Origin of the sequence: Mesorhizobium sp. M0239, from assembly GCF_040321815.1 — a bacterium.
In the GTDB taxonomy this organism is placed as follows: Bacteria; Pseudomonadota; Alphaproteobacteria; order Rhizobiales; family Rhizobiaceae; genus Mesorhizobium.
This window is the reverse complement of record NZ_JAMYSG010000008.1, coordinates 62326-85347: the sequence shown is the minus strand read 5'-3', so window position 1 is coordinate 85347 and position 23022 is coordinate 62326. Positions and strand designations below refer to the sequence as shown.

22 protein-coding genes are annotated in these 23022 nt (G+C 62.3%); 17 read left to right on the top strand and 5 right to left on the bottom strand.

Annotation, left to right across the window (positions count from 1 at the left end; translation table 11 throughout):
* Positions 1-177 precede the first annotated feature (177 nt).
* The 5 genes from NKI99_RS10260 to trmB all read left to right on the top strand — a co-directional run bounded on the left by NKI99_RS10260 (position 178) and on the right by trmB (position 4910).
* Complete coding sequence (locus tag NKI99_RS10260; RefSeq protein ID WP_245273216.1) at positions 178-495, top strand: VOC family protein; 318 nt, start codon at positions 178-180, stop codon at positions 493-495.
* Positions 496-597: 102 nt separating this feature from the next.
* A complete protein-coding gene (lnt, locus tag NKI99_RS10255) occupies positions 598-2190 on the top strand; it encodes an apolipoprotein N-acyltransferase (RefSeq protein WP_128304329.1) in 1593 nt (530 codons plus the stop codon).
* A gap of 141 nt (positions 2191-2331) precedes the next feature.
* Positions 2332-2751, top strand: a complete 420-nt coding sequence (locus NKI99_RS10250) for a helix-turn-helix domain-containing protein (protein ID WP_023811410.1) — start codon at positions 2332-2334, stop codon at positions 2749-2751.
* 168 nt (positions 2752-2919) lie between these two features.
* A complete protein-coding gene (gene metK / locus NKI99_RS10245; protein WP_023811409.1) occupies positions 2920-4185 on the top strand; it encodes a methionine adenosyltransferase in 1266 nt (421 codons plus the stop codon).
* Between the two features lie 23 nt (positions 4186-4208).
* Positions 4209-4910: a tRNA (guanine(46)-N(7))-methyltransferase TrmB gene (trmB, locus tag NKI99_RS10240; protein ID WP_023811408.1), complete on the top strand. Its 702-nt coding sequence runs from the start codon at positions 4209-4211 to the stop codon at positions 4908-4910.
* Positions 4911-4976: 66 nt separating this feature from the next.
* On the opposite strand, the gene NKI99_RS10235 is transcribed toward trmB, so the two are convergent.
* The gene (locus NKI99_RS10235; protein ID WP_013527898.1) at positions 4977-5144 is read right to left on the bottom strand and encodes a hypothetical protein; all 168 of its coding nucleotides are present in this window, start codon (positions 5142-5144) and stop codon (positions 4977-4979) included.
* 297 nt (positions 5145-5441) lie between these two features.
* On the opposite strand from NKI99_RS10235, the gene rimP reads away from it, so the two are divergent.
* From rimP to NKI99_RS10185, 10 genes are all read left to right on the top strand, one after another.
* Entirely contained in the window at positions 5442-6086 is a 645-nt protein-coding gene (gene rimP, locus NKI99_RS10230) for a ribosome maturation factor RimP (protein WP_013527897.1), read from the top strand.
* 49 nt (positions 6087-6135) lie between these two features.
* Positions 6136-7731 carry a transcription termination factor NusA gene (gene nusA / locus NKI99_RS10225; protein ID WP_013527896.1) on the top strand — a complete coding sequence of 532 codons (1596 nt, stop codon included), beginning with the start codon at positions 6136-6138 and terminating at the stop codon, positions 7729-7731.
* Between the two features lie 38 nt (positions 7732-7769).
* Positions 7770-8420, top strand: a complete 651-nt coding sequence (locus NKI99_RS10220; protein ID WP_023811407.1) for an RNA-binding protein — start codon at positions 7770-7772, stop codon at positions 8418-8420.
* On the top strand, positions 8417-10987 hold the full coding sequence (gene infB / locus NKI99_RS10215) for a translation initiation factor IF-2 (RefSeq protein ID WP_352610752.1): 2571 nt from the start codon (positions 8417-8419) through the stop codon (positions 10985-10987). The genes NKI99_RS10220 and infB overlap by 4 nt, the downstream gene beginning before the upstream one ends.
* Positions 10988-11112: 125 nt before the next feature.
* Entirely contained in the window at positions 11113-11553 is a 441-nt protein-coding gene (rbfA, locus tag NKI99_RS10210) for a 30S ribosome-binding factor RbfA (RefSeq protein WP_023811405.1), read from the top strand.
* Positions 11553-12560, top strand: coding sequence for a tRNA pseudouridine(55) synthase TruB (gene truB, locus NKI99_RS10205; RefSeq protein WP_023811404.1), 1008 nt, complete (start codon positions 11553-11555; stop codon positions 12558-12560). Before rbfA ends, truB begins: the two co-directional genes overlap by 1 nt.
* A 44-nt stretch (positions 12561-12604) precedes the next feature.
* Positions 12605-13699: a magnesium/cobalt transporter CorA gene (corA, locus tag NKI99_RS10200; RefSeq protein ID WP_023811403.1), complete on the top strand. Its 1095-nt coding sequence runs from the start codon at positions 12605-12607 to the stop codon at positions 13697-13699.
* A gap of 140 nt (positions 13700-13839) precedes the next feature.
* A complete protein-coding gene (rpsO, locus tag NKI99_RS10195) occupies positions 13840-14151 on the top strand; it encodes a 30S ribosomal protein S15 (protein ID WP_269470859.1) in 312 nt (103 codons plus the stop codon).
* A 276-nt stretch (positions 14152-14427) separates the two neighbouring features.
* Complete coding sequence (gene pnp, locus NKI99_RS10190) at positions 14428-16575, top strand: polyribonucleotide nucleotidyltransferase (RefSeq protein WP_023811402.1); 2148 nt, start codon at positions 14428-14430, stop codon at positions 16573-16575.
* 105 nt (positions 16576-16680) lie between these two features.
* Positions 16681-17694: a class I SAM-dependent methyltransferase gene (locus tag NKI99_RS10185; RefSeq protein WP_352610751.1), complete on the top strand. Its 1014-nt coding sequence runs from the start codon at positions 16681-16683 to the stop codon at positions 17692-17694.
* Between the two features lie 74 nt (positions 17695-17768).
* Here NKI99_RS10185 and NKI99_RS10180 read toward each other — a convergent pair whose 3' ends face one another.
* The 4 genes from NKI99_RS10180 to fabA all read right to left on the bottom strand — a co-directional run bounded on the left by NKI99_RS10180 (position 17769) and on the right by fabA (position 22131).
* The gene (locus NKI99_RS10180; RefSeq protein ID WP_352610750.1) at positions 17769-19313 is read right to left on the bottom strand and encodes a putative bifunctional diguanylate cyclase/phosphodiesterase; all 1545 of its coding nucleotides are present in this window, start codon (positions 19311-19313) and stop codon (positions 17769-17771) included.
* 205 nt (positions 19314-19518) lie between these two features.
* Complete coding sequence (gene fabI / locus NKI99_RS10175; RefSeq protein ID WP_023811399.1) at positions 19519-20331, bottom strand: enoyl-ACP reductase FabI; 813 nt, start codon at positions 20329-20331, stop codon at positions 19519-19521.
* 13 nt (positions 20332-20344) lie between these two features.
* Positions 20345-21565 carry a beta-ketoacyl-ACP synthase I gene (gene fabB, locus NKI99_RS10170; RefSeq protein WP_023811398.1) on the bottom strand — a complete coding sequence of 407 codons (1221 nt, stop codon included), beginning with the start codon at positions 21563-21565 and terminating at the stop codon, positions 20345-20347.
* Positions 21566-21615: 50 nt separating this feature from the next.
* A complete protein-coding gene (gene fabA, locus NKI99_RS10165) occupies positions 21616-22131 on the bottom strand; it encodes a 3-hydroxyacyl-[acyl-carrier-protein] dehydratase FabA (RefSeq protein WP_013527885.1) in 516 nt (171 codons plus the stop codon).
* Positions 22132-22373: 242 nt separating this feature from the next.
* Here fabA and irrA point away from each other — a divergent pair, with 242 nt between their 5' ends.
* Both irrA and NKI99_RS10155 read left to right on the top strand, forming a co-directional pair.
* The gene (gene irrA / locus NKI99_RS10160) at positions 22374-22805 is read left to right on the top strand and encodes an iron response transcriptional regulator IrrA (protein ID WP_024503471.1); all 432 of its coding nucleotides are present in this window, start codon (positions 22374-22376) and stop codon (positions 22803-22805) included.
* Positions 22806-22876: 71 nt separating this feature from the next.
* A complete protein-coding gene (locus NKI99_RS10155; RefSeq protein WP_023811396.1) occupies positions 22877-22993 on the top strand; it encodes a DUF4260 family protein in 117 nt (38 codons plus the stop codon).
* The last annotated feature ends 29 nt before the right edge of the window (positions 22994-23022 follow it).

Below are 23022 nucleotides of genomic sequence, written 5' to 3'. Positions count from 1 at the left end.
AAAACCAGAATCCAGGCGCTTAGGGATGGCGGTCGAGGACCCCTTCAAGCATCCAAGTCTGGGGTCCGGTGTTTTCTATAAGGACCCTCGTGCCGCGCTGGACTGGCTGGAAGCAGCCTTAGGCTTCGCGCGCAGCATGGTGGTCAGCGATGCCGAGGGAAACTCGTCCATGCAGAGATGCGATTCGGCGACAGCTACATCATCGTAGATTCCGAATGGAGCGATTATGTTGCCAGCCCGGCTTCGGTCTTGGGCAAGAACACGCAGTCGATCTATGTCAGGCTGAAGCGCGGCCTGGATGCGCATTGCGAGCAGGCGCGGGCGGTCGACGCTGATATAATCCAGGAGCCGGCGGATCAGTTCTACGGCGAGCGCCAGTATCGTGCACGCGACCCCGAAGGCCATGTCTGGACCTTCACGCAGACCATCCGTTCGGTTCCGCGCGAGGAGGCCGAGCGGCTGGGCGGCGTCCAAATCGAGGGTTGGCACCGGTAGGGCAGGGCCGAAGCTGTGCATCTCAGCCAGCCCATCCGCCGTTTGGAGCGCGGAGCGCAGCCTGTTAAATCTTGTGTCCTGATTCGCGACTCGGAAGTATGCATGGAGCGCCTCACCGGCCGGATAATTCTGCTTTGGGGTTGGCGGCGTGCGCTCGTGGCGTTTCTCGCAGGCGCTTTTGCCGTGCTTGGGCAGGCGCCTTACGATTTCTTCGCCGCCTGTTTCGTCTCGTTTCCGCTGCTGGTCTGGCTGCTCGACGGCGCCACCGGCGAAGCTTCCGGCAGCCTGTTCCAGCGCCTGCGGCCGGCTTTCGCCGTCGGTTGGTGGTTCGGTTTCGGCTATTTCCTCGCCGGCCTCTGGTGGATCGGCTCGGCGCTGCTGGTCGAGGCCGACAGTTTTGCCTGGGCGCTTCCCTTCGCGGTGGTCGGCATTCCTTTCATGCTCGCCTTTTTCTACGGCTTTGCGGCAATCGTTGCCCGGCTGCTGTGGAGCAACGACATTGGCCGCATCGCCGCCCTTGCCTTCGGCTTCGGCCTGGCGGAATGGCTGCGCGATTTCCTGTTCACCGGTTTTCCCTGGAATGCCGTCGGCTACGCGGCCATGCCCGTGCCGCTGCTGATGCAGAGCGTCTCGGTGACGGGCATGATCGGCATGAACGCGCTCGCGGTGTTCGTCTTCGCATTGCCGGCACTGCTGGCGGCACGTCGGCATCTGCGCCTCGGCGCGGCACTGTTTGTCGTGCTCGCCGCCGCCCATGTCGGCTTCGGCTATGTCAGGCTTGCCGCTCCCGAACCGCCAGCTTCACGCAGCCTGGATGTCCGCATCGTCCAGCCGGCCGTTGACCTGTCGGAAAAATGGGATGCCTCGGTGCGCGACCGCATCTTCGCGGTCCTGATGGGGCTCTCGGCCAAGGCGCCGGACCCAGGCCATCAAAAGCCGCAACTGATCTTGTGGCCCGAAACCTCGGTGCCGTTCCTCTTCACCGAGCGTCCGGACGCATTGACGGCGCTGGGGGACATGCTCGGACCCGGCCAGATGCTGATTGCCGGCGTCGTTCGCGAGGAAGGCGGTTCGGCCGCGAATGCCGACAGCCGTTACTACAACTCCGTGGTGGCGATCGACGACAAGGGTGAAATCGCTGACGCCGTCGACAAGGTTCACCTGGTGCCGTTCGGCGAATACCTGCCTTTCGCCGATCTGCTCCAGCGTTTCGGCATCGAGCAACTGGTTGCCGGGCCGATGAGTTTCGCGGCCGGCAATGAGCGCCACGCCATCACGCTGCCCGATGGCATCCGTGCGCTGCCATTTATCTGTTATGAGGTGATCTTTCCCGATCTTGTGGCAGTTGACGCTGCGTCAGCGCAGCTTATTGTGAACGTTACCAACGATGCGTGGTTCGGCGACACGCCGGGTCCGTATCAGCATTTCAGGCAGGCCCAGATCCGTGCGGTGGAAAATGGATTGCCATTGGTGCGTGCTGCCAACAACGGCATCTCGGCCGTCGTCGATCCGCGTGGGCGCATCGTCGATGCGCTTGCGATCGACGCACGCGGCGCCATCGACGCCCACATACCGATTTCCGGACAGGCGCTCATATCTCCCGGCCAACGGCGCATTAACGGAATGCTGATCATGTTGCTGTTTGCCGTTGGGGCAGCGCTGTTGAACGTAAGGCAAAGGCTACGGGTGAATTGACAGCCCACACATTAGAAACTCATACTGTAAGTGCCTGAAAATTTCTCGAAGCCGGTGGATCGTTCTGTTGGGGCAGTTGCCTCCGGCTTTGTTTGGGCAGGAAAAAAATAGAGAAAGCCGAAAAAATTCGGCGAGGAAAAAATGACAGAAGACAACAAGAAGAAACCGAATCCGATCGACATCCATGTTGGCAGTCGCATCCGGCTTCGCCGCAACATGCTGGGAATGAGCCAGGAAAAGCTGGGAGAAAACCTCGGCATCACATTTCAACAGATTCAGAAATATGAAAAAGGCACCAACCGCGTCGGCGCCAGCCGATTGCAGGCGATAGCGTCCATACTCGGCGTGCCTGTCGCCTTCTTTTTCGAGGATGCGCCCGGCCAGGAGCCCGTGGCGGGCCGCGGATTTGCCGAGGACGCGTCGATGGCTTTCGCCGTCGAATTCTGCGGCAGTCCCGAAGGACTCCAGCTCAACCGGGCCTTTGTCAAGATCGCGGACGCCAAGGTGCGCCGCAGGATCATAGACCTGGTCAAGTCCCTCTCCACCGACGATCCCGACTGATCGGCAATCACGCCAGGACTGGCGGCGTCTTGCCGCCGGTGGCACAAGATAACTGCATCGACATCATGCCAGAACCGAAGCACCGCTTGACGAGCGGCGCTTCGCCCCGCTAACACGTGGCGCGCCAAAATCGGCAGCCTGCCGATCGTTTTTCAAGAGGGGACACCCGTGACGCGGCAGAACTACTTCTTTACCTCGGAATCCGTTGCCGAGGGCCATCCCGACAAAGTCTGTGACCGGATTTCCGACGAGATCGTCGATCTGGTGTATCGCGAAGCCAAGAAGACCGGCATGGACCCGTGGAAAGTCCGTGTCGCCTGCGAGACGCTGGCCACCACCAACCGTGTCGTGATCGCCGGCGAAGTGCGTGTTCCCGACACGTTGCTCAAGCGGGACAAGGCCGGCAATATTCTCAAGGATGCCGCCGGGCATTCGGTCGTCAATCCGGCCAAGTTCAAATCGGTCGCCCGCAAGGCGATCCGCGAAATCGGCTACGAGCAGGCCGGCTTTCATTGGAAAACGGCGAAGATCGAGGTTCTGCTGCACGGCCAGTCGCCTGACATCGGCCAGGGCGTCGACAATGCCTCCGACCGTCAGGGCGAAGAGGGTGCCGGCGACCAGGGCATCATGTTCGGTTACGCCTGTCGCGAGACGCCGGATCTGATGCCGGCGCCGATCTACTACAGCCACAAGATCCTCGAACTGCTGGCTGCCGCCCGTCACGAAGGCAGCGGTGAAGCCGGCAAGCTCGGGCCGGATGCCAAGAGCCAAGTCACCGTTCGCTATGTCGACGGCAAGGCCGCCGAGGCGACGCAGATCGTGCTGTCCACACAGCATCTCGATGCGAGCTGGGATTCGAAGAAGGTCCGCAAGGTCGTCGAACCCTATATCCGAGAGGCGCTGGGCGACCTCAAGATCGCCGACGATTGCATGTGGTACATCAATCCGACCGGCAAGTTCGTCATTGGCGGGCCGGACGGCGATGCCGGACTGACCGGCCGCAAGATCATCGTCGACACCTATGGTGGTGCCGCACCCCATGGCGGCGGCGCCTTCTCCGGCAAGGACACCACCAAGGTGGATCGTTCGGCGGCCTATGCGGCGCGCTACCTGGCCAAGAACGTCGTGGCGGCGAAACTCGCCGACCGCTGCACCATCCAGCTTTCCTACGCCATCGGCGTTGCTCAGCCGCTGTCGGTCTATGTCGACTTGCACGGTACCGGCAAGGTCGACGAGGCAAAGCTCGAGGACGCGTTGCGCACGGTGATGGATCTGTCGCCGTCGGGCATCCGCCGTCACCTCGATCTCAACAAACCGATCTACGCCAAGACGTCGTCCTACGGCCATTTCGGCCGCAAGGCCGGCCGTGATGGGTCTTTCTCCTGGGAAAAGACCGATCTCGCCAAGGCACTCAAGGACGCGGTCGCCGCCTGACAGCGGCACCGCAAAGTCCCGCCATGGATCCGAAGGACAGACCAAGCCGCGCGACCGAAGCCTTTTTCGGTCGCCGGCGCGGCAAGACCATGCGCCCGCAGCAGGCGGCCGCGCTGGAAAGCGGCTTCGGCACATATCGGCTCGATCTGGCGGCCGAGCCGCCGGCTGATCTCAGCGCTTTGTTTGAGACGGATGTCCGCGCGGTTCGCCTCGAGATTGGCTTCGGCGGTGGCGAGCATCTCCTGCATCGTGCGACCGAGGCCCCAGCGATCGGCTTTATCGGCGTCGAGCCCTTCGTCAACGGCATGGCCAAGATGATGATGGCGGTGCGCGAGAAACCGCTCGGCAATTTGCGGGTTTATGACGACGACGCCACAAGGCTGCTCGACTGGCTGCCGCAAGCCTCGCTCGACGGCATCGATCTGCTCTATCCCGATCCCTGGCCGAAGAAGAAACACTGGAAGCGGCGCTTCGTCAGCCCGGTCAATCTCGAGCGGTTCGCGCGTGTGCTGAAGCCTGGTTCAAAATTCCGCTTTGCGTCCGACATCGACACCTATGTCAACTGGACCCTGCTGCATTGCCGCGCGCATGGCGCGTTCGCATGGCAGGCTTGCGAGGCGGCGGACTGGCACCGGCCCTATGAAGGCTGGCCGGGCACCCGTTACGAGGTCAAGGCCATTCGTGAGGGCCGGCGGCCGGCCTATCTTACCTTCATTCGGAAATAGGCTCGCGGTCTTAGAGCAATTCCAGGAAAAGTGTGAAACGGTTTTCCGTCCGGAATTGCGTCAAAGCTAGAAGCGGCGGCCGATGCGATCGAAGGCGGCAGGCTCGACGCCGAGGTTGCGCAGGTCGTCGGCGCGCGGCCTGCGACCGGCTTCCACGGCCCGTGAAGCGGCCACGGCGCTGCCGAATACGGTGAAGAAGTCGCCTATTGCAGAAAATATCTTGCGATTGCTCATGATCATGTCCTTTCGCGCACGTGTGACCCACGGCCACATTTGTGCAGCGCAACATAGGTAGGTGCGTTTCGGCGCCAATCCCATGGGGGTCGCCGCATAGGCGCCATGCACCCCATGCAACGCTGGCGCGGGCCGCCTCGATGGCGGCGTTGCCCGACCAGCATAGCGGGCTTGAAACACAGGCCATGATCGTTTATATCAGCCTCAAATTCTTGGTCGGTATGACGAAGAGTGGGTCCACCCGGTCCCGCTCTTTTTTATTACCTGCCGATAACCTAGTAGAACGACAGGGCTTCAATGACTGCAACGGCAAGCGAGGGCGACGATCGCATCATCCGCGAAAGCGGCATCGATGCGCGCATCGCGCTGATCGTCCAGCCGGTCCTGCGTGGCATCGGCTTCCGCCTCGTGCGGGTGCATCTGTCGGGCCAGAACGGGCTGACGCTGCAGATCATGGCCGAACGCGAGGACGGCACCATGACCGTCGAGGATTGCGAAGAGGTCAGCCGCGCGGTGTCGCCGGCGCTCGACGTCGACGATCCGATCGAAAAGGCCTATCATCTTGAAGTCTCGTCGCCCGGCATCGACCGGCCGCTGGTCCGCAAATCGGATTTCACGACCTGGACGGGTCATCTGGTGAAGATGGAAACATCGATCGTCGTTGCCGACCGCAAGCGCTTCAAGGGCAAGATCGCCGAAGCCGGCGAAGACGATGTGCTGATCGAGCGCGACAAGGCCGCCTATGGCGAGGAGCCGACGGTGCGCGTCCCCTATGATGCGATTGCCGATGTGCGCTTGATCCTGACAGACGATCTTATCCGCGATGCCCTGTCGAAGGACAACAGGGCGCGCAAGGAAGCCAAGAAACGCCGCGGCGAACCGGACGACGACGAGTCGGGTGCGGAAGCGGACGCCACGGAAGAACACGAACAGGAACTATGATTGAGCTGCCGGGCGCAAAGGTCCGGCAAACAGGCTCGGGAGAAAAACGATGGTTGTAAGCGCCAACAGACTTGAATTGCTGCAGATCGCCGACGCGGTCGCGCGTGAAAAGTCGATCGACAAGTCGATCGTCATCGCCGCCATGGCCGATGCGATCCAGAAGGCGGCGCGCTCGCGTTACGGTCAGGAGACCAACATCCGCGCCGACATCAACCCGAACACCGGTGAGATGAAGCTGCAGCGGCTGATGGAAGTCGTCGAGAAGGTCGATGACTACGCCACGCAGATCGCCATTTCCTCGGCGCGCGAGCGCAATCCCGACGCTCAGCTCGGCGACTTCATCGCTGAACAGCTGCCGCCCATGGATTTCGGCCGCATCGCCGCCCAGTCGGCCAAGCAGGTCATCGTGCAGAAGGTCCGCGAGGCCGAACGCGACCGCCAGTATGACGAGTACAAGGACCGCATCGGCGAGATCGTCAACGGTACCGTCAAGCGCGTCGAATACGGCAACGTCATCGTCGATCTCGGCCGCGGCGAAGCGATCATCCGCCGCGATGAGCTGATCCCGCGCGAGAACTACAAATATGGCGACCGCGTCCGCGCCTATGTCTACGATGTGCGCCGCGAGCAGCGCGGCCCGCAGATTTTCCTGTCGCGTACCCATCCGCAGTTCATGGCCAAGTTGTTCACCATGGAAGTGCCGGAAATCTATGACGGCATCATCGAGATCAAATCGGTCGCCCGCGACCCAGGTTCGCGCGCCAAGATCGCCGTCATCTCGCGCGACAGCTCGATCGATCCGGTCGGTGCCTGCGTCGGCATGCGCGGTAGCCGCGTCCAGGCCGTCGTCGGCGAATTGCAGGGCGAGAAGATCGACATCATTCCGTGGTCGCCTTCGGCGGCGTCCTTCATCGTCAACGCGCTGCAGCCGGCGGAAGTCGCCAAGGTCGTGCTCGACGAGGATGCCGAACGCATCGAAGTCGTGGTTCCCGACGACCAGCTGTCGCTGGCCATCGGCCGCCGCGGCCAGAACGTGCGTCTCGCTTCGCAGCTGACCGGTTGGGATATCGACATCCTCACCGAGGCCGAAGAATCCGAGCGCCGCCAGAAGGAATTCGTCGAGCGTTCGTCGCTGTTCATGGAAGCCCTCGACGTCGACGAGATGGTCGGCCAGGTGCTGGCCTCCGAAGGTTTCACCAGCGTTGAGGAAGTCGCTTATGTCGATTCCGGCGAGATCGCCTCGATCGACGGTTTCGACGAGGACACCGCTTCGGAAATCCAGACCCGCGCTCGCGAATATCTGGAGAAGATCGAGGCCGAGCACGATGACAAGCGCAAGGCGCTTGGTGTTTCGGACGAATTGCGCGAAATCCCCGGCGTCACCACCGCCATGATGGTGACGCTTGGCGAGGACGGCGTGAAGACGATCGAGGATTTCGCCGGCTATGCCGCCGACGACCTGACCGGCTGGAAGGAACGCAAGGACGGTGAGACCAAGGTCTATCCGGGCGTGCTGGCCAATCATGGCGTGACCCGCGCAGACGCCGAACAAATGGTTCTGGCCGCCCGCCTCAAGGCCGGCTGGATCACCGAAGACGAGCTTGCAGCCGAAGAAGTCTCGGCTGACGAAGCCGTTGGTGCGTGAGGTGAAACCGCATCGCACCGAACCCGCCCTTGGACGAGATGAACGATCGCACCTGCATCGTTACGCGCAAACAAGCCGAACCGGATGATCTGATCCGGTTTGTCGTCGGCCCGGATTCGGCCGTCGTTCCCGACATTAAGAGAAATCTGCCCGGCCGCGGTTGCTGGGTGAGCGCCGACCGCCTACATATCGACAAGGCTGCGGCGAAGAACCTCTTTGCCCGCGCCTTCAAGGCACAGGTGGTCGTGCCGCCCGATCTTGGCGGCATGATCGACGGGCTACTTTCCAGGCACGCTCTGGGCATGCTTGGTCTTGCCCGCAAGGCAGGCGCAATTTCGCTGGGTGCCACCAAGGTCGAAAGTGCTGTCCGCGGTGGATTGGCGCTTTTCGTGCTCCACGCGACCGAGGCGTCCGACGACGGCGTGCGCAAGATCAGCCAGGCGCGACGGGCGACAGTCCATCTCGGCGGGCCCGCTATCCTTGCCTACAAACTTTTCTCCGAGGCCGAGTTGAGCTTGGCATTGGGGGGTACAAATGTGATACATGCTGCCGTTCTCGCGGGAGACGCGGGCAGGGCGGTCCAGAAGCGCATGGTTGCGCTCGACCGGTATCGGGGCGGTTCCCCGGACGATCTGGCAATGCTTGCGGCTGTTGCTGACGAAGATGATGCCGCAGAGGATATGGAATGAGCGATACGAAATCGGGTGACGACAATACGCTGAGTGTGACGCCGAAGAAGACCTTGACGCTGAAGCGCCCCGGTATGGAACAGGGCACTGTGCGCCAGAACTTCTCGCACGGCCGCACCAAGCAGGTCGTCGTCGAAACCAAGAAGCGCAAGTTCTCGATGCCCGGCGACAAGCCGGAGCCTGTTGCCGCCCCCGTCTTCACACCGAAGCCGGCGGTCGTGGCCGCACCCGTCGTCGTGCCGGAAGCACCGAAGGCGCCACCACCGCCGCCGGCCCCGGTCGAACGCAGCGGTATGGTGCTGAACGAACTGTCGCGCAGTGAAATGGAAGCACGCCGCAGGGCGCTCGAGGGCTCGAAGGTTCGCGAGGTCGAGGACCGCCAGCGCGCCGCCGAGGATGCCAAGCGTCGCGCCGAGGACGAAGAGCGCCGCAAGCGCGAACGCGATGAATCCGCACGCCGCCAGGCCGAGGAAGAGGCGCGGTTGCAGACCGAGGCAGAATCCCGCCGTCGGGCTGAGGAAGAGGCCCGTCGACGCGCGCCATTGGCCGCCGAACTGGCAACAGTCGATGACGAGGAAGTGGCCAAGCCGAAACGTGTTGGTGCCGGCGCACCGGTGCGCCGTCCGGTCACGCCCGAAGTGGCGCGTCCGGCCAAGCCGACCAAGGCCGAGGAAGACCGCCGCCGCGGCAAGCTGACGCTGAATTCAGCATTGTCCGACGAAGACGCGCGAGCCCGGTCGCTGTCGTCGATGCGTCGCCGCCAGGAAAAATTCAAGCGCGCGATGCACAATGAGCCGCGCGAGAAAGTCATGCGCGAAGTGATCCTGCCAGAGACCATCACCATCCAGGAACTGGCGCAACGCATGTCCGAGCGCGCGGTCGACCTGGTCAAGTTCTTCATGAAGCAGGGCCAGATCCTGAAGCCGGGCGACGTCATCGACGCCGACACGGCCGAGCTGGTTGCCACCGAATTCGGCCACACGGTCCGCCGCGTCGCCGAGTCCGACATCGAGGAAGGCCTGTTCAACATCGCCGACAGTGCCGAGGACCTGGTTTCGCGTCCGCCGGTCGTGACGATCATGGGTCACGTCGATCACGGCAAGACCTCGCTGCTCGACGCGATCCGCAACGCCAATGTCGTCTCCGGCGAAGCCGGCGGCATCACCCAGCACATCGGCGCCTACCAGGTCGAGAAGAACGGTCACAAGATCACCTTCATCGACACGCCCGGCCACGCCGCCTTCACAGCGATGCGTGCTCGTGGCGCCCAGGCGACCGACATTGCCATCCTGGTGGTTGCGGCCGACGACAGCGTCATGCCGCAGACGATCGAATCGATCAGCCATGCCAAGGCGGCCGGCGTTCCGATCATCGTGGCGATCAACAAGATCGACAAGCATGATGCCGATCCGCAGAAAGTGCGCTCGGAGCTGCTGCGCCACGAGGTTTTCGTCGAATCCATGGGGGGTGAAGTTCTGGACGTCGAAGTGTCGGCGACCAAGGGCACCAATCTCGACAAACTGCTCGAGGCGATCCTGCTGCAGGCCGAAATTCTTGACCTGAAGGCCAATCCGGATCGTACCGCCGAAGGCGTCGTCATCGAAGCCCAGCTCGACAAGGGCCGTGGCCCCGTCGCCACCGTGCTGGTGCAGACCGGCACGCTGATGCCGGGCGACATCCTGGTTGCCGGCAACGAATGGGGCCGGGTGCGTGCGCTGGTCAACGATCGTGGCACGCAGATCAAGGAAGCGCCGCCGGCGATGCCGGTGGAAGTGCTTGGCTTGCAGGGCACCCCGCAGGCCGGCGACCGCTTCGCCGTGGTCAACAACGAGGCCCGTGCCCGCGAGATCACCGAATACCGCCAGCGTCTGGCGCGCGAGAAGGCGGTTGCCAAGCATGCCGGCCAGCGCGGTTCGCTCGAGCAGATGATGTCGCAATTGCAGACAAGCGGGCTGAAGGAATTCCCGCTGGTCATCAAGGGCGACGTGCAGGGCTCGATCGAGGCGATCAACGCCGCGCTCGACAAGCTCGGCACCGACGAGGTGCGTGCGCGCATCGTCCATGCCGGTGCCGGCGCCATCACCGAAAGCGATGTGTCGCTGGCGGAGACTTCGGGTGCCGCGATCATCGGCTTCAACGTCCGCGCCAACGTCCAGGCACGTGCCGCCGCAGCGGCGGCTGGCATCGAGATCCGCTACTACTCGATCATCTACAACCTCGTGGATGACGTGAAGGCGGCTCTGTCGGGCCTGCTGTCGCCGGAGCGTCGCGAGACCTTCATTGGCAACGCGCAGATCCTCGAGATCTTCGACATCACCAAGGTCGGCAAGATCGCCGGCTGCCGTGTCACCGAAGGCAAGGTCGAACGCGGTGCGGGGGTGCGCCTGATCCGCGACAACGTCGTCATCCACGAAGGGACGCTGAAGACGCTGAAGCGCTTCAAGGACGAAGTTTCGGAAGTCCCCGGCGGCCAGGAGTGCGGCATGGCCTTCCAGAACTACGAGGACATGCGCGTCGGCGACGTCATCGAGTGCTTCCGCGTCGAGATGGTGACCCGGACACTCTGAGTTCGAGTGACTTGTCCATACCGGGCGGTGGCCGAGAGGCCGCCGCCCGAGGTCTATTGAGAACGACCCATATGAGACATGCGGCACGGTCCCATCCCGCGCCTCACGCTTTCAGGATAGAGAAAATGCCCCGTCCAACCACATCCAGCCCATCCCAGCGCATGCTGCGCGTCGCCGAACAGGTGCGCCATGCGCTATCCGAAACCCTGCAGCGCGGCGAGATCATCGATCCGCTGATCGAGAGCACCGTGGTGTCGGTTTCGGAAGTGCGCATGTCGCCCGATTTGAAGGTCGCTACCGCTTTCGTCTCGCCGCTCGGCGCCAAGGATACCGATGCGGTGGTCGAGGCGCTGAACAAGCATGCGAAATTCGTCCGTGGCCGTGTCTCCGGCGCGCTGCGGCAGATGAAGTTCATGCCGGAGTTCCGCTTCAAGCTCGACACCTCCTTCGACAATTTTGCCAGGATCAATGACCTGTTGAAGTCACCTGAAGTGGCGCGCGATCTGGGTCCTGAGGACCAGGAAAACGCGGATCAGGGCAAAGACGACAACAAGGACACCGAATAGTGGCGCGCCGCGGCAAGAAGAAGGGCCGGCCGATCTCGGGCTGGCTGATCCTGGACAAGCCGGTCGGCATGGGCTCGACCGAAGCCGTCTCCAAGATCAAATGGCTGTTCCAGGCCGAAAAGGCCGGCCATGCCGGCACGCTCGACCCGCTGGCGTCCGGTATGCTGCCGATCGCGCTTGGCGAGGCCACCAAGACCGTTCCCTACGTGCAGGACGGCGCAAAGATCTATCGCTTCACCGTTGCCTGGGGGCAGGAGCGCTCCACCGATGACCTCGAAGGTCCGGTGACGAAAGAGTCCGACCTGCGCCCGTCGCAAGCCCAAGTGCTCGCCCTGCTGCCGAAATACACTGGCGTCATCATGCAGACGCCGCCGCAATTCTCGGCCATCAAGATCGCGGGCGAGCGTGCCTATGATCTGGCCCGCGACGGCGCGACAGTCGACATACCCGCGCGCGAGATCGAGATCGGCCGTCTGGACGTTGTCGAGCATGGCGCCGACCATACTGTTTTCGAGGTCGAATGCGGCAAGGGCACCTATGTGCGCGCGCTGGCCCGCGACATGGGCCGCGACATGGGCTGTTTCGGCCACATTTCCGAATTGCGCCGGGTCGAGGTCGAGCCGTTCACGGCGGAGGATTTCGTCACCATTGCCGAACTGGAAGCCGCCCGTTTCGGTGTCCAGGACGAAGACAGCACGACGGACGTCACGGACGCAACGGAAGCCGCTGACACGACAGAGGCTGTCGACAAGGTGGAAGTACCAATCGACTTCGACGCCATCGATGCGCTTCTGGTCGATACATCGGCCGCCCTTGACTGCCTGCCGCAGATCGCCATCAGCGACGATGCGGCGACCAAGGTCCGCCTCGGCAATCCAGTCATCATCCGCGGCCGTGATGCACCGGTGGTAGCCGAGGAAGCCTGCGCCACGGCGCGCGGCAAGCTGGTCGCCATCGGTGCCATCGAGCAAGGCATGTTCAAGCCCAAGCGGGTCTTTGCCGGGTGACTCCTGTCGTCTAATGTCGAGGCGAGGACTCGCACGAGGGGCATATGGCAAAGGCTGAGACCGTGAAGACGCGGGCACCAGTGAAAACGCGGCGGCCGCCGGTCGGTGCGTCGCCCGGCACGCTGATCGCCGATCCCTCGGCGCGGCGCAGCGAACTCAGGCTGACGCTGATCTCGCCCGAAAAATTCAAGACTATCGAAAATGCCAGCATCGACGACCTCAACACCCATTGCGACAAGTGGCCGGTTATCTGGCTCGATTGTACCGGCCTCGCCAACATCCCGCTGATCGAGGAGATCGGCCGCATTTTCAGCCTGCATCCGCTGGCGCTGGAGGACGTCGTCAACACCGGCCAGCGGCCGAAGGTCGACTTTTTCGAGGATCATGCCTTCGTCGTCGTCAGGATGATCGACGACGTCGCCTCGCACCGCTATGAGCAGATCGCCGTCTTCTTCGGCAATAATTTCGTCGTCACCTTCCAGGAGCGTGAAGGCGATCCGTTCGATCCCGTGCGCAAGCGCATCGAAAGCTCAGCGCCCAACCGGTTGCGCGCGCGCGGTGCCGATTACCTCGCCTATGCGCTGATCGACGCCATCGTCGACAGCTACTTTCCGCCGATCGAGGCCGCCGGCGATACGGTCGACAGCATCGAGGACCAGATGCTGCATTCGCCGCACAAGCATCAGATGCGGCAGCTGCATGAATTGCGGCGCGACGCCAACGTGCTGAAAGGCGTGCTGTGGCCGATGCGCGATGCGCTGGCGACGCTGATCCGCAACGATGTGCCCTATGTGAAGGCCGAGACCAAGATCTTCCTCAACGACACGCTCGACCATGCGCTACGGTTGATCGAGCTGGTCGAAACCCAGCGCGACATGCTGACCGGCCTGATCGAGATGCACCTGTCGCTGAGCCAGGCGCGCACCAACGACGTCATCAGCTATCTCACCATCGTCTCGGTCATCTTCATGCCGCTCACCTTCCTGGTCGGCATCTGGGGCATGAATTTCGATCCGGAGTCTTCGCCCTGGAACATGCCGGAACTGAAGGCCTATTATGGCTATCCCTTGTCGCTGTTGTTCATGGCGCTTGTCGCGTTCGGGCTGATCGCCTTCTTCAAATGGAAGAAATGGCTTTGACAAGGCTAAAACTCGCCATTTCGGGCTGAAAAGCCGGCTTGTGAATTGGGCTGGTGTTTTCCGGGGAATTGCACTATATGCGCCGCAGCATAGCGCTATGACGTTTTGCTTGCACCGGCCCCTGCTGGACGACATCCCGGCTGAGGGCGACCCGTTTCCTCAAACAGATAAGGAAAAACACGATGTCGATTACTGCCGAGCGCAAACAGGAATTGATGGGTGAATTCGCAACCGCCAAGGGCGATACCGGGTCTCCGGAAGTCCAGGTGGCCATCCTTTCCGAGCGCATCAAGAACCTGACCGACCATTTCAAGGACCACAAGAAGGATAACCATTCCCGCCGTGGTCTGCTTGCTCTCGTCTCCCAGCGCCGCAGCCTGCTTGATTATCTCAAGCGCAAGGACGACGCGCGCTACCAGACGCTGATCGAGAAGCTCGGTCTGCGCCGTTGACGAATTGACCGGCGGGCTTTCGAAGGAGAGCCCGCCGGTCGCGCATTCTGCCAGTCGCATCGACTGGCCAGACCCGGTTTCGATCGTGCAGAGGGCACTCGAAACCGCCCATGGACGGTCATGGGGCAGGATTGCAGGACGCTCGCGCGCGCACCGCGCCGAAATCACCCGAGCTTCCCGTTGTCTTGCCCGTGGCTGCCCGAGAAAGGAAGCCAGGGAAAGGGCATCCGCGCACCGTGAAACGGCGCGGCCCTTTCCTCATATTAAGGACAAGACATGTTCAATCACCACAAAGTGGAAATCGAATGGGGCGGCCGTCCGCTCATCCTCGAAACCGGCAAGATCGCACGCCAGGCTGACGGCGCGGTGCTCGCCACCTACGGCGAGACCAAGGTTCTCGCCACCGTCGTTTCGATGAAGGAGCCGAAGCCCGGCCTCGATTTCTTCCCGCTGACCGTCAACTACCAGGAAAAGACCTACGCCGCCGGCAAGATCCCGGGTGGCTATTTCAAGCGTGAAGGCCGTCCGAGCGAGAAGGAAACGCTGGTTTCCCGCCTCATCGACCGCCCGATCCGCCCGCTCTTCGCCTCCGGCTACAAGAACGACACCCAGATCGTCGTCACCGTCGTCCAGCACGATCTCGAGAACGATCCGGACATCCTGTCGATCGTTGCCACTTCGGCCGCCCTGACGCTCTCCGGCGTTCCCTTCATGGGCCCGATCGGCGGCGCTCGCGTCGGCTATATCAACGGCGAATATGTGCTCAACCCGCATGTCGACGAGATGCAGGAATCGAAGCTCGATCTGATCGTCGCCGGCACCACAGATGCCGTGCTGATGGTCGAGTCCGAAGCCAAGGAACTCGGCGAAGAGCTGATGCTCGGCGCGGTCATGTTCGGCCACAAGGGCTTCCAGCCGGTTATCGACGCCATCATCAAGCTGGCCGAAGTTGCCGCCAAGGAGCCGCGCGACTTCACCGCGCCGGACTATTCCGCGCTTGAAGCCGAGATGCTGAAGATCGTCGGCGACGAACTCAGCAATGCCTACAAGAACGTCGACAAGCAGAAGCGTTACGCCGCCGTCGACGCCGTCAAGGCGAAGGTCAAGGCAGCGTTTGCCCCGGCCGAAGGTGAAGACGCCAAATACACTTCCGAGCAGATCGGCAGCGTGTTCAAGGAACTCCAGGCCAAGGTCGTGCGCTGGAACATCCTGGACACCGGTTCGCGCATCGACGGTCGTGACCTGAGCACGGTTCGCAAGATCGTCTCCGAAGTCGGCGTTCTGCCGCGCACCCATGGTTCGGCGCTGTTCACCCGCGGCGAGACCCAGGCGCTGGTCGTTGCCACGCTCGGCACCGGCGAGGACGAGCAGTATGTCGATTCGCTGACCGGCATGTACAAGGAGAAGTTCCTCCTTCACTACAACTTCCCTCCCTATTCCGTCGGTGAGACCGGCCGCATGGGTTCGCCGGGTCGTCGCGAAATCGGCCATGGCAAGCTCGCCTGGCGCGCCATTCGCCCGATGCTGCCGAGCGCTGACCAGTTCCCCTACACGCTGCGCGTCGTCTCGGAGATCACCGAGTCCAACGGTTCGTCGTCGATGGCCACTGTCTGCGGCACCTCGCTGGCGCTGATGGATGCCGGCGTGCCGCTGGCCAAGCCCGTCGCCGGTATCGCCATGGGCCTGATCAAGGAAGGCGAGCGTTTCGCCGTTCTCTCCGACATCCTCGGTGACGAAGATCACCTCGGCGATATGGACTTCAAGGTCGCCGGCACCGCCAGCGGCATCACCTCGCTGCAGATGGATATCAAGATCGAAGGCATCACCGAGGAGATCATGAAGATCGCGCTGGACCAGGCCAAGGATGGCCGCCAGCACATCCTCGGCGAGATGGCGCATGCTCTGACCGGCGCGCGTTCGGAACTGGGTGAGTTCGCACCGCGCATCGAAGTGATGCACATCCCGACCGACAAGATCCGTGACGTGATCGGCTCGGGCGGCAAGGTCATCCGCGAGATCGTCGAAAAGACAGGCGCCAAGATCAACATCGAGGACGACGGCACGGTCAAGATCGCTTCGTCCAACGCCAAGGAGATCGAGGCGGCGAAGAAGTGGATCCACACCATCGTCGCCGAGCCGGAAGTCGGCGAGATTTACGAAGGTACGGTCGTCAAGACCGCGGACTTCGGCGCTTTCGTCAACTTCTTCGGTCCGCGTGATGGCCTCGTCCACATCTCGCAGCTTGCCAACGACCGGGTCGCCAAGACCTCGGACGTGGTCAAGGAAGGCGATAAGGTCTGGGTCAAGCTGATGGGCTTCGACGAGCGCGGCAAGGTCCGCCTGTCGATGAAGGTCGTCGACCAGGCCACCGGCAAAGAACTCGCCCGCGACAAGAAGACCGAAGGCGAAGAAAACGCCGCCTGATTGGTCTGAGACCATGAATCGAAACGGGCGCGGCTTATGTCGCGCCCGTTTTCATTTTAGCTCCGTTTTCACTTTCAGATCGTCTAGACAGGTCGAGATCGAACAATGTCCGCCGAGCCGTTGAAGACGCTTTTCCATCCCTTTGAGGCCGAGGCTGTTGCTTTGCCGGTAAAGGGCGAGCGCGTGCTGTTTCTCGGCGCTGAGCCAGGATTTCGCCTGCCTGAAGGCTTCGAGGCGACGCTTCACCTCGTGCAAGGCTTCCGGCCGGATTTTCGTGCGTTGCAGGCCTCCGGCGTCACCGCGCAACCGGAAGGCGGCGGCTTCGATATGGCACTTGTGCTGGCCGGCCGGCATCGCGGCCTGAACGAGGTGCGCATCGCCGATGCGCTTGAGCGCGTGGCGCCTGGCGCCTTGGTCGTCATTGCCGGCGGCAAGGATGACGGCATTGCCAGCCTGCGCAAGCGCGTTGACGAACTTGTCCCCCTTGAGGGCCATCTGCCGAAATATCACGGCATCGCCTTCTGGTTACGCCGTCCCGCGGATCTCGCCGTCGCGGAAGAACTGCGCGCCGCCAATCCCGCTCTGCTGGTTGAAAACCGGTTCCGCACCGCGCCCGGCATGTTTTCCTTCGACCGGATCGATACCGGCTCCAAATTGCTGGTCGAGAACCTGCCCAATGATCTGCGGGGCAGCGTTGCCGATTTCTGCGCCGGCTGGGGGTATCTGGCTGCCGAGATCGCCGCCTGCTCCCCCGGCGTTCAGGCGCTCGACCTCTATGAGGCCGATTTCGCCTCGCTCGAAGCCGCAAAGCTCAATCTGACAGGGGTCACCCAGTCGATCGCCAGAAACTTCTTCTGGATCGATCTGCTGAAGGAACCGGTCGAGAAGCGTTACGACGCGATCGCCATGAACCCGCCCTTTCACCGCAGCCGGGCGGCCGAGCCGGAGATCGGCGCCGGCATGATCCGCGCGGCGGCCAAGGCCTTGAAACCAGGTGGGCGGCTGTTCATGGTCGCCAACCGCCAGCTTCCCTATGAGCCGATCCTGGCGGCCGCTTTTTCGAGCCATGCCGAACTCGCTCGCGACGGCATGTTCAAGGTGCTTGTCGCTCGTCGTTGAAGCATGATCCCGAAAAGTGGATACCGGTTTTCGGAAAAGGTCATGCTCAGACGAAAACAGACATCGCGTCGCACTCAATGCAGATTGGCGACGCGCCGGACCTCATCGGTGACATGCGCGTCGCCGATCCTGATCTTGAGGGGGGCGGGCCTGCCGTAAAGATAGCCTTGCACCACCTCGCAGCCGGCTGCCCTGAGCAGCGTCGCCTGGCTTTCGGTCTCGACGCCTTCGGCAATGATGCTGACCCCGAGCGCGCGCGAAAGCCCGACGATCGTCGAGACGACCGCGCCGGAGCTGGAGTCGGTGTCGAGGCGGCTGACGAAGGACCGGTCGATCTTCAGCTTGCCGAATGAGAAATCGATCAAGTAGCTCAAATTGGAATAGCCGGTACCGAAATCGTCGACGGCGACCGAGATGCCCATATCCGCAAGCTCCTTCAGGATGGCGGCGGCGCGGTCGCGGTCCTGCATCATCGCCGTCTCGGTCACTTCCAGCTCCAGCCGCGACGGCTTGATGCCGGTGCTCGTCATAGTGTCGCGCACGATGCCGACGAAGTCCTTGGTCATGAACTGGACGGGCGAGATGTTGACGGCGACGAAGCAATCATCGGGCAGATGCTGTGCGTCGCTGCAGGCTTTGCGCAGCACCCATTCGCCGATCGGGCCGATCATGCCGGTTTCCTCGGCGATCGGAATGAACTCCATCGGCGGGATCATGCCGCGTTCCGGATGCCGCCAGCGGATAAGCGCTTCATACCCGACGATGCGGCCGGTCGGGAGATCGAGCTGCGGCTGGTAATGAAGGTCGAAGTCACCACGCTCGAAGGCTATATGCAGTTCGGATTCGATCCATTGGCGATGGTCGGCGACCCTGCCCATTTCGGCATGGAAGACCGACCAGTTGCCGACGCCGCTGGCGCGCGCGTTCTGCAGCGCCAGATTGGAGCGGCGCAGGATGAGGACCGGATCGACGCCGTCCTTTGGCATCGCCACGATGCCGACCGACAGGCTGACCGATTGCAGGTGCGTACCGAGATCATAGGGCTCCATCATCTCGTCGATGAGCCTCTCGACGGTGCTTTCCAGCGATCCGGACACCTGATTGTCGGGCAGCAGGATCGCGAATTCACCGGCGCCGATGCGTCCGATCAGCGCGCGCGGCGGCACGCACGTCTTCAAGCGCTTGGTGAAGGCGCGGATCAACTCGTCGCCCTGGCTGTAGCCGATGGCGTCATTGATCTGCTTGAACCGGTCGATGTCGATATCGATGAGGAACATCGGCTCGCCGGTCCGGCTGGTCGCGCATGCCGCCTCGGCAATCTTGCCGACCATCGCCGGGCGTGCCACCAGGCCGGTCAGCTTGTCGAAATGGGTTTCCGTGAAGACGAAATCCGCCGATTCATCGACGCCGGCGAAGAAGGACATCGCGGCGACCGATGCCGCCAGTGCGCAAAGAGCGGCCATCACCGAGACCATCATGTCCGCGGAGATGCCGACAAAACCATCGCCGAGGCCGAGCTTCAAGCCCCAGAGCCCGAGGACGAAACTGCCGAGACCCGAACTCGCTATGGTGAGCAGTCGGAACACCGGTGTTCGCTTCGGGTTGCTGACGGCGAGCATTGAAAGTTCCCCTGAGTACGGGGCTTTCTAGCGGATATCTCCTTAAAATGAGTTTCCGCGAATGAATCCAATTTTACTGGACCGAAAGTATTTCTTGAGCGGATCAATACGCCTAGCGCTGAAACGGATTCAGTTGGCGCGCTTTAAGCTTCGTGTCTTCAATGTCGCCATTCCAAAACCGCCGCGCACCTTTGGGCGACAGGCGTTAGTCTCGTCCGCCGTCGGTCTGCTTCAATTCGTCGAGTGTCGGCATGGAAACGATGTGATAGCCGGAATCGACATAGTGGATCTCGCCGGTAACCCCGGAAGACAGATCCGACAACAGATAAAGTGCCGAGCCGCCGACCTCGTCGATGGTCACCGTGCGGCGCAGCGGCGAGTTTCGCTGCTGGTAGGAGAACATATGGCGCGCATCGGAAATACCGGCGCCGGCGAGCGTGCGCACGGGTCCAGCCGATATGCCGTTCACCCTGATGCCGCGCGGACCGTAATCGTTGGCGAGGTAGCGGACACTCGCCTCCAGCCCTGCCTTGGCGACGCCCATGACATTGTAGTTCGGCATGACGCGGACGGAGCCCGCATAGGTCAGCGTGATCATCGATCCGCCGTCCTGCATCAAGGTGGCTGCATGGCGGGCGACCTCGGTGAAGGAGTAGCAAGAGATCACCATGGTACGGACGAAATTGTCCCGGCTGGTGTCGGCGTAGAGGCCTTTCAACTCGTTCTTGTCGGAAAAGCCGATGGCGTGGACGATGAAATCCAGCCCGCCCCATTCCTTGCCCAGGGTCTCGAATGTGGCGGCGACCGAAGCGCTGTCCTCGACGTCGCACGGCACCACCAGCGAGGCGCCGAGCTTGTCGGCCAGCGGCTTGACCCTGCGTCCGAAGGCATCGCCCTGATAGGTGAAGGCGAGTTCCGCCCCATGTTCGGACAATTTCCGGGCAATTCCCCAAGCGATCGAATGATCGTTGGCGACACCCATGACAAGCCCGCGCTTGCCCTTCATCAATCCGTCCATGGCCGGCAAATCCTTATGCGGAATAGCGCTGGAAAACGAGCGTGGCGTTGGTGCCGCCGAAGCCGAACGAATTGGACAAGACAGTATCGATCCTGGCGTCGTCGATGCGCTTTCGCACGATCGGCATGCCCTCGAATTCGGGGTCGAGGGTCTCGATATGGGCGCTTTCGCCGATGAAGCCGCCCTGCATCATCAGGATCGAATAGATGGATTCCTGCACGCCGGCCGCGCCCAGCGAATGGCCGGTCAGCGACTTCGTCGAGGTGATATACGGCATCTCTGGGCCGAACACCTCGCGGATCGCTCCCATTTCCTTGGAATCTCCCACCGGCGTCGAGGTGCCATGGGTGTTGATGTAGTCGACCGGTGTGGAAACCGTGGCCAGCGCCTGGCGCATGCAGCGGACCGCGCCCTCGCCTGAAGGAGCAACCATGTCGTAGCCATCCGACGTCGCGCCATAGCCGACGATCTCGGCATAGATCTTGGCGCCGCGCGCCTTGGCATGCTCAAGCTCTTCCAGCACCAGCACCCCGGCGCCGCCAGCGATGACGAAGCCGTCGCGATTGGCGTCATAGGCGCGGGAAGCGGTCGATGCCTTGTCGTTGAATTTCGACGACATCGCGCCCATGGCGTCGAACAGGTCCGACATCGTCCAGTCGAGATCCTCGTGGCCGCCGGCAAAGATGATGTCCTGCTTGCCCCACTGGATCAATTCGTAGCCATTGCCGATGCAGTGCGCCGAGGTCGAACAGGCCGACGAGATCGAGTAGTTGACGCCGTGGATCTTGAACCAGGTGGCAAGCGTTGCCGATGCGGTTGATGACATTGCCTTCGGCACCGCGAACGGACCGATGCGCTTGGGACTGCCATTCTTCAGCGTCGTTTCGGCAGCTTCGACGATGGTGCGGGTGGATGGTCCGCCCGATCCCATGACGATGCCGGTGCGCTCATTGGTGATGTCGCTCTCGCCGAGGCCCGCATCCGCGATCGCCTGATCCATGGCGACATGGTTCCAGGCAGCCCCCTGGCTCAGGAAGCGCATCGCACGGCGGTCGATCATGGCCGATGGATCGAGCGTCGGCGCTCCCCAGACCTGGCAACGGAAGCCGTGTTCGGCGAAGGAATCGGAGAAGCTGATGCCGGATTTGGCGTCATGCAGAGAGGTCTGCACCTCGTTGGCATTGTTGCCGATCGACGACACAACGCCGATGCCTGTGACTACGACACGTCTCATTCGCAACTCCTTCCAAGGATGCTGGCCAGAGAGCTGGCCAGGGATGCCGGTCAGCCAACCGCCGACTGCTTGGACAGACCGACTTTCAAATCCGTTGCCGCGTATATGGGTTCGCCATCCGCCTTCAGCCAGCCATCGGCGATGCCGAGCACCAGCCGGCCCCGCATCACGCGCTTGAAGTCGATGCCATATTCGACCTTCTTCACCGAGGGCGTGACCATGCCCTTGAATTTCACTTCACCGGTCGACAGCGCCATCCCCTTGCCGGGTTCGCCCAGCCAGCCAAGATAGAAGCCCGTCAATTGCCACATGGCGTCGAGGCCGAGGCACCCCGGCATGATCGGATTGCCGATGAAATGGCAGGCAAAGAACCACAGGTCCGGCTTGATGTCGAACTCCGCGCGGATGAAACCCTTCTCGAAGGCGCCGCCCGTCTCGCTGATCTCGGTGATGCGGTCGAACATCAGCATCGGCGGATAAGGAAGCTGGGCGTTGCCCGGTCCGAACAGTTCGCCGCGGGCGCAGGCCAGCAATTCGTCGTACTCGTAGCTGGATTTACCCGCCATCAATCTCATCCCATATCGTTCCGGGCTATCGGGTGCCCTTGTAGTTGGTTTCCTAACACAATCTGTTTCAGGCCGGAAACCGGCGTTTGCGCTTAGCCTGCTCGTCTGCCTGGGTCAATGCGCGCTATTGATCGCATTCGGACGACAGAATATATGTCCTGAGAGGTCCGGTTTCGGCAGACGTTCATTTTTTTGCCATTCTGGGCGTGTCTTGGGGCGGAACTGTGGGGTTCGACGAGAAGATGGACCTGGACGGCCGGAAGGAAAATGTCGCTGTGGACAAGCGGGTCCGTGAAGCCGGCCTGAGGCCGACGCGTCAGCGCATTGCGCTGGCCGATCTGCTTTTCGCCAAGGGCGACCGGCATCTGTCGGCCGAGGAACTGCACGAGGAGGCGGTTGCCGCCGGCGTGCCGGTGTCGCTGGCCACCGTCTACAATGCCCTTCACCAGTTTACCCAGGCGGGACTTTTGCGCATCCTCGCCGTCGAGGGCGCGAAAACCTATTTCGACACCAATACCTCCGACCACCACCATTTCTACATCGAAGGCGAAAACCGCATATTCGACATCGACAGCGGTCCGGTGACGGTTGCCAACCTGCCGGAGCCTCCGGAAGGGATGGAGATCGCCAATGTCGACATCGTGGTGAGGCTGCGCCCCAAACGCCGCGAATGACCGGCGAGGCCCCCTGACCGTGCCCGCGCTGTTGCTGCTCGCCGGGCACATGTGGGGCAATGCGATGGCGGTTGCTGATCTGGATCGCCCACATCGCCATCGACCGTGCGCTGGGCTATGGCCTGAAGCTGTCGACCGGCTTTCCGGACACCATCTCGGCCGCATCGGGACTAGATGACCACGCCTGATGCAGGCGGCCGGACCGCTCATGGCTCCG

Excerpts from the sequence above, each read along its gene's own strand:
- NKI99_RS10260 (WP_245273216.1), top strand. The coding sequence starts at position 178 with ATGCGATTCGGCGACAGCTACATCATCGTAGATTCCGAATGGAGCGAT.
- NKI99_RS10250 (WP_023811410.1), top strand. The coding sequence starts at position 2,332 with ATGACAGAAGACAACAAGAAGAAACCGAATCCGATCGACATCCATGTT.
- nusA (WP_013527896.1), top strand. The coding sequence starts at position 6,136 with ATGGTTGTAAGCGCCAACAGACTTGAATTGCTGCAGATCGCCGACGCG.
- NKI99_RS10185 (WP_352610751.1), top strand. The coding sequence starts at position 16,681 with ATGTCCGCCGAGCCGTTGAAGACGCTTTTCCATCCCTTTGAGGCCGAG.
- irrA (WP_024503471.1), top strand. The coding sequence starts at position 22,374 with ATGGACCTGGACGGCCGGAAGGAAAATGTCGCTGTGGACAAGCGGGTC.
- infB (WP_352610752.1), top strand. The coding sequence starts at position 8,417 with ATGAGCGATACGAAATCGGGTGACGACAATACGCTGAGTGTGACGCCG.
- NKI99_RS10180 (WP_352610750.1), bottom strand. The coding sequence starts at position 19,313 with ATGCTCGCCGTCAGCAACCCGAAGCGAACACCGGTGTTCCGACTGCTC.
- pnp (WP_023811402.1), top strand. The coding sequence starts at position 14,428 with ATGTTCAATCACCACAAAGTGGAAATCGAATGGGGCGGCCGTCCGCTC.
- NKI99_RS10235 (WP_013527898.1), bottom strand. The coding sequence starts at position 5,144 with ATGAGCAATCGCAAGATATTTTCTGCAATAGGCGACTTCTTCACCGTA.
- NKI99_RS10220 (WP_023811407.1), top strand. The coding sequence starts at position 7,770 with ATGAACGATCGCACCTGCATCGTTACGCGCAAACAAGCCGAACCGGAT.
- corA (WP_023811403.1), top strand. The coding sequence starts at position 12,605 with ATGGCAAAGGCTGAGACCGTGAAGACGCGGGCACCAGTGAAAACGCGG.
- fabA (WP_013527885.1), bottom strand. The coding sequence starts at position 22,131 with ATGGCGGGTAAATCCAGCTACGAGTACGACGAATTGCTGGCCTGCGCC.
- lnt (WP_128304329.1), top strand. The coding sequence starts at position 598 with ATGGAGCGCCTCACCGGCCGGATAATTCTGCTTTGGGGTTGGCGGCGT.
- rbfA (WP_023811405.1), top strand. The coding sequence starts at position 11,113 with ATGCCCCGTCCAACCACATCCAGCCCATCCCAGCGCATGCTGCGCGTC.
- fabI (WP_023811399.1), bottom strand. The coding sequence starts at position 20,331 with ATGGACGGATTGATGAAGGGCAAGCGCGGGCTTGTCATGGGTGTCGCC.
- fabB (WP_023811398.1), bottom strand. The coding sequence starts at position 21,565 with ATGAGACGTGTCGTAGTCACAGGCATCGGCGTTGTGTCGTCGATCGGC.
- trmB (WP_023811408.1), top strand. The coding sequence starts at position 4,209 with ATGGATCCGAAGGACAGACCAAGCCGCGCGACCGAAGCCTTTTTCGGT.
- rimP (WP_013527897.1), top strand. The coding sequence starts at position 5,442 with ATGACTGCAACGGCAAGCGAGGGCGACGATCGCATCATCCGCGAAAGC.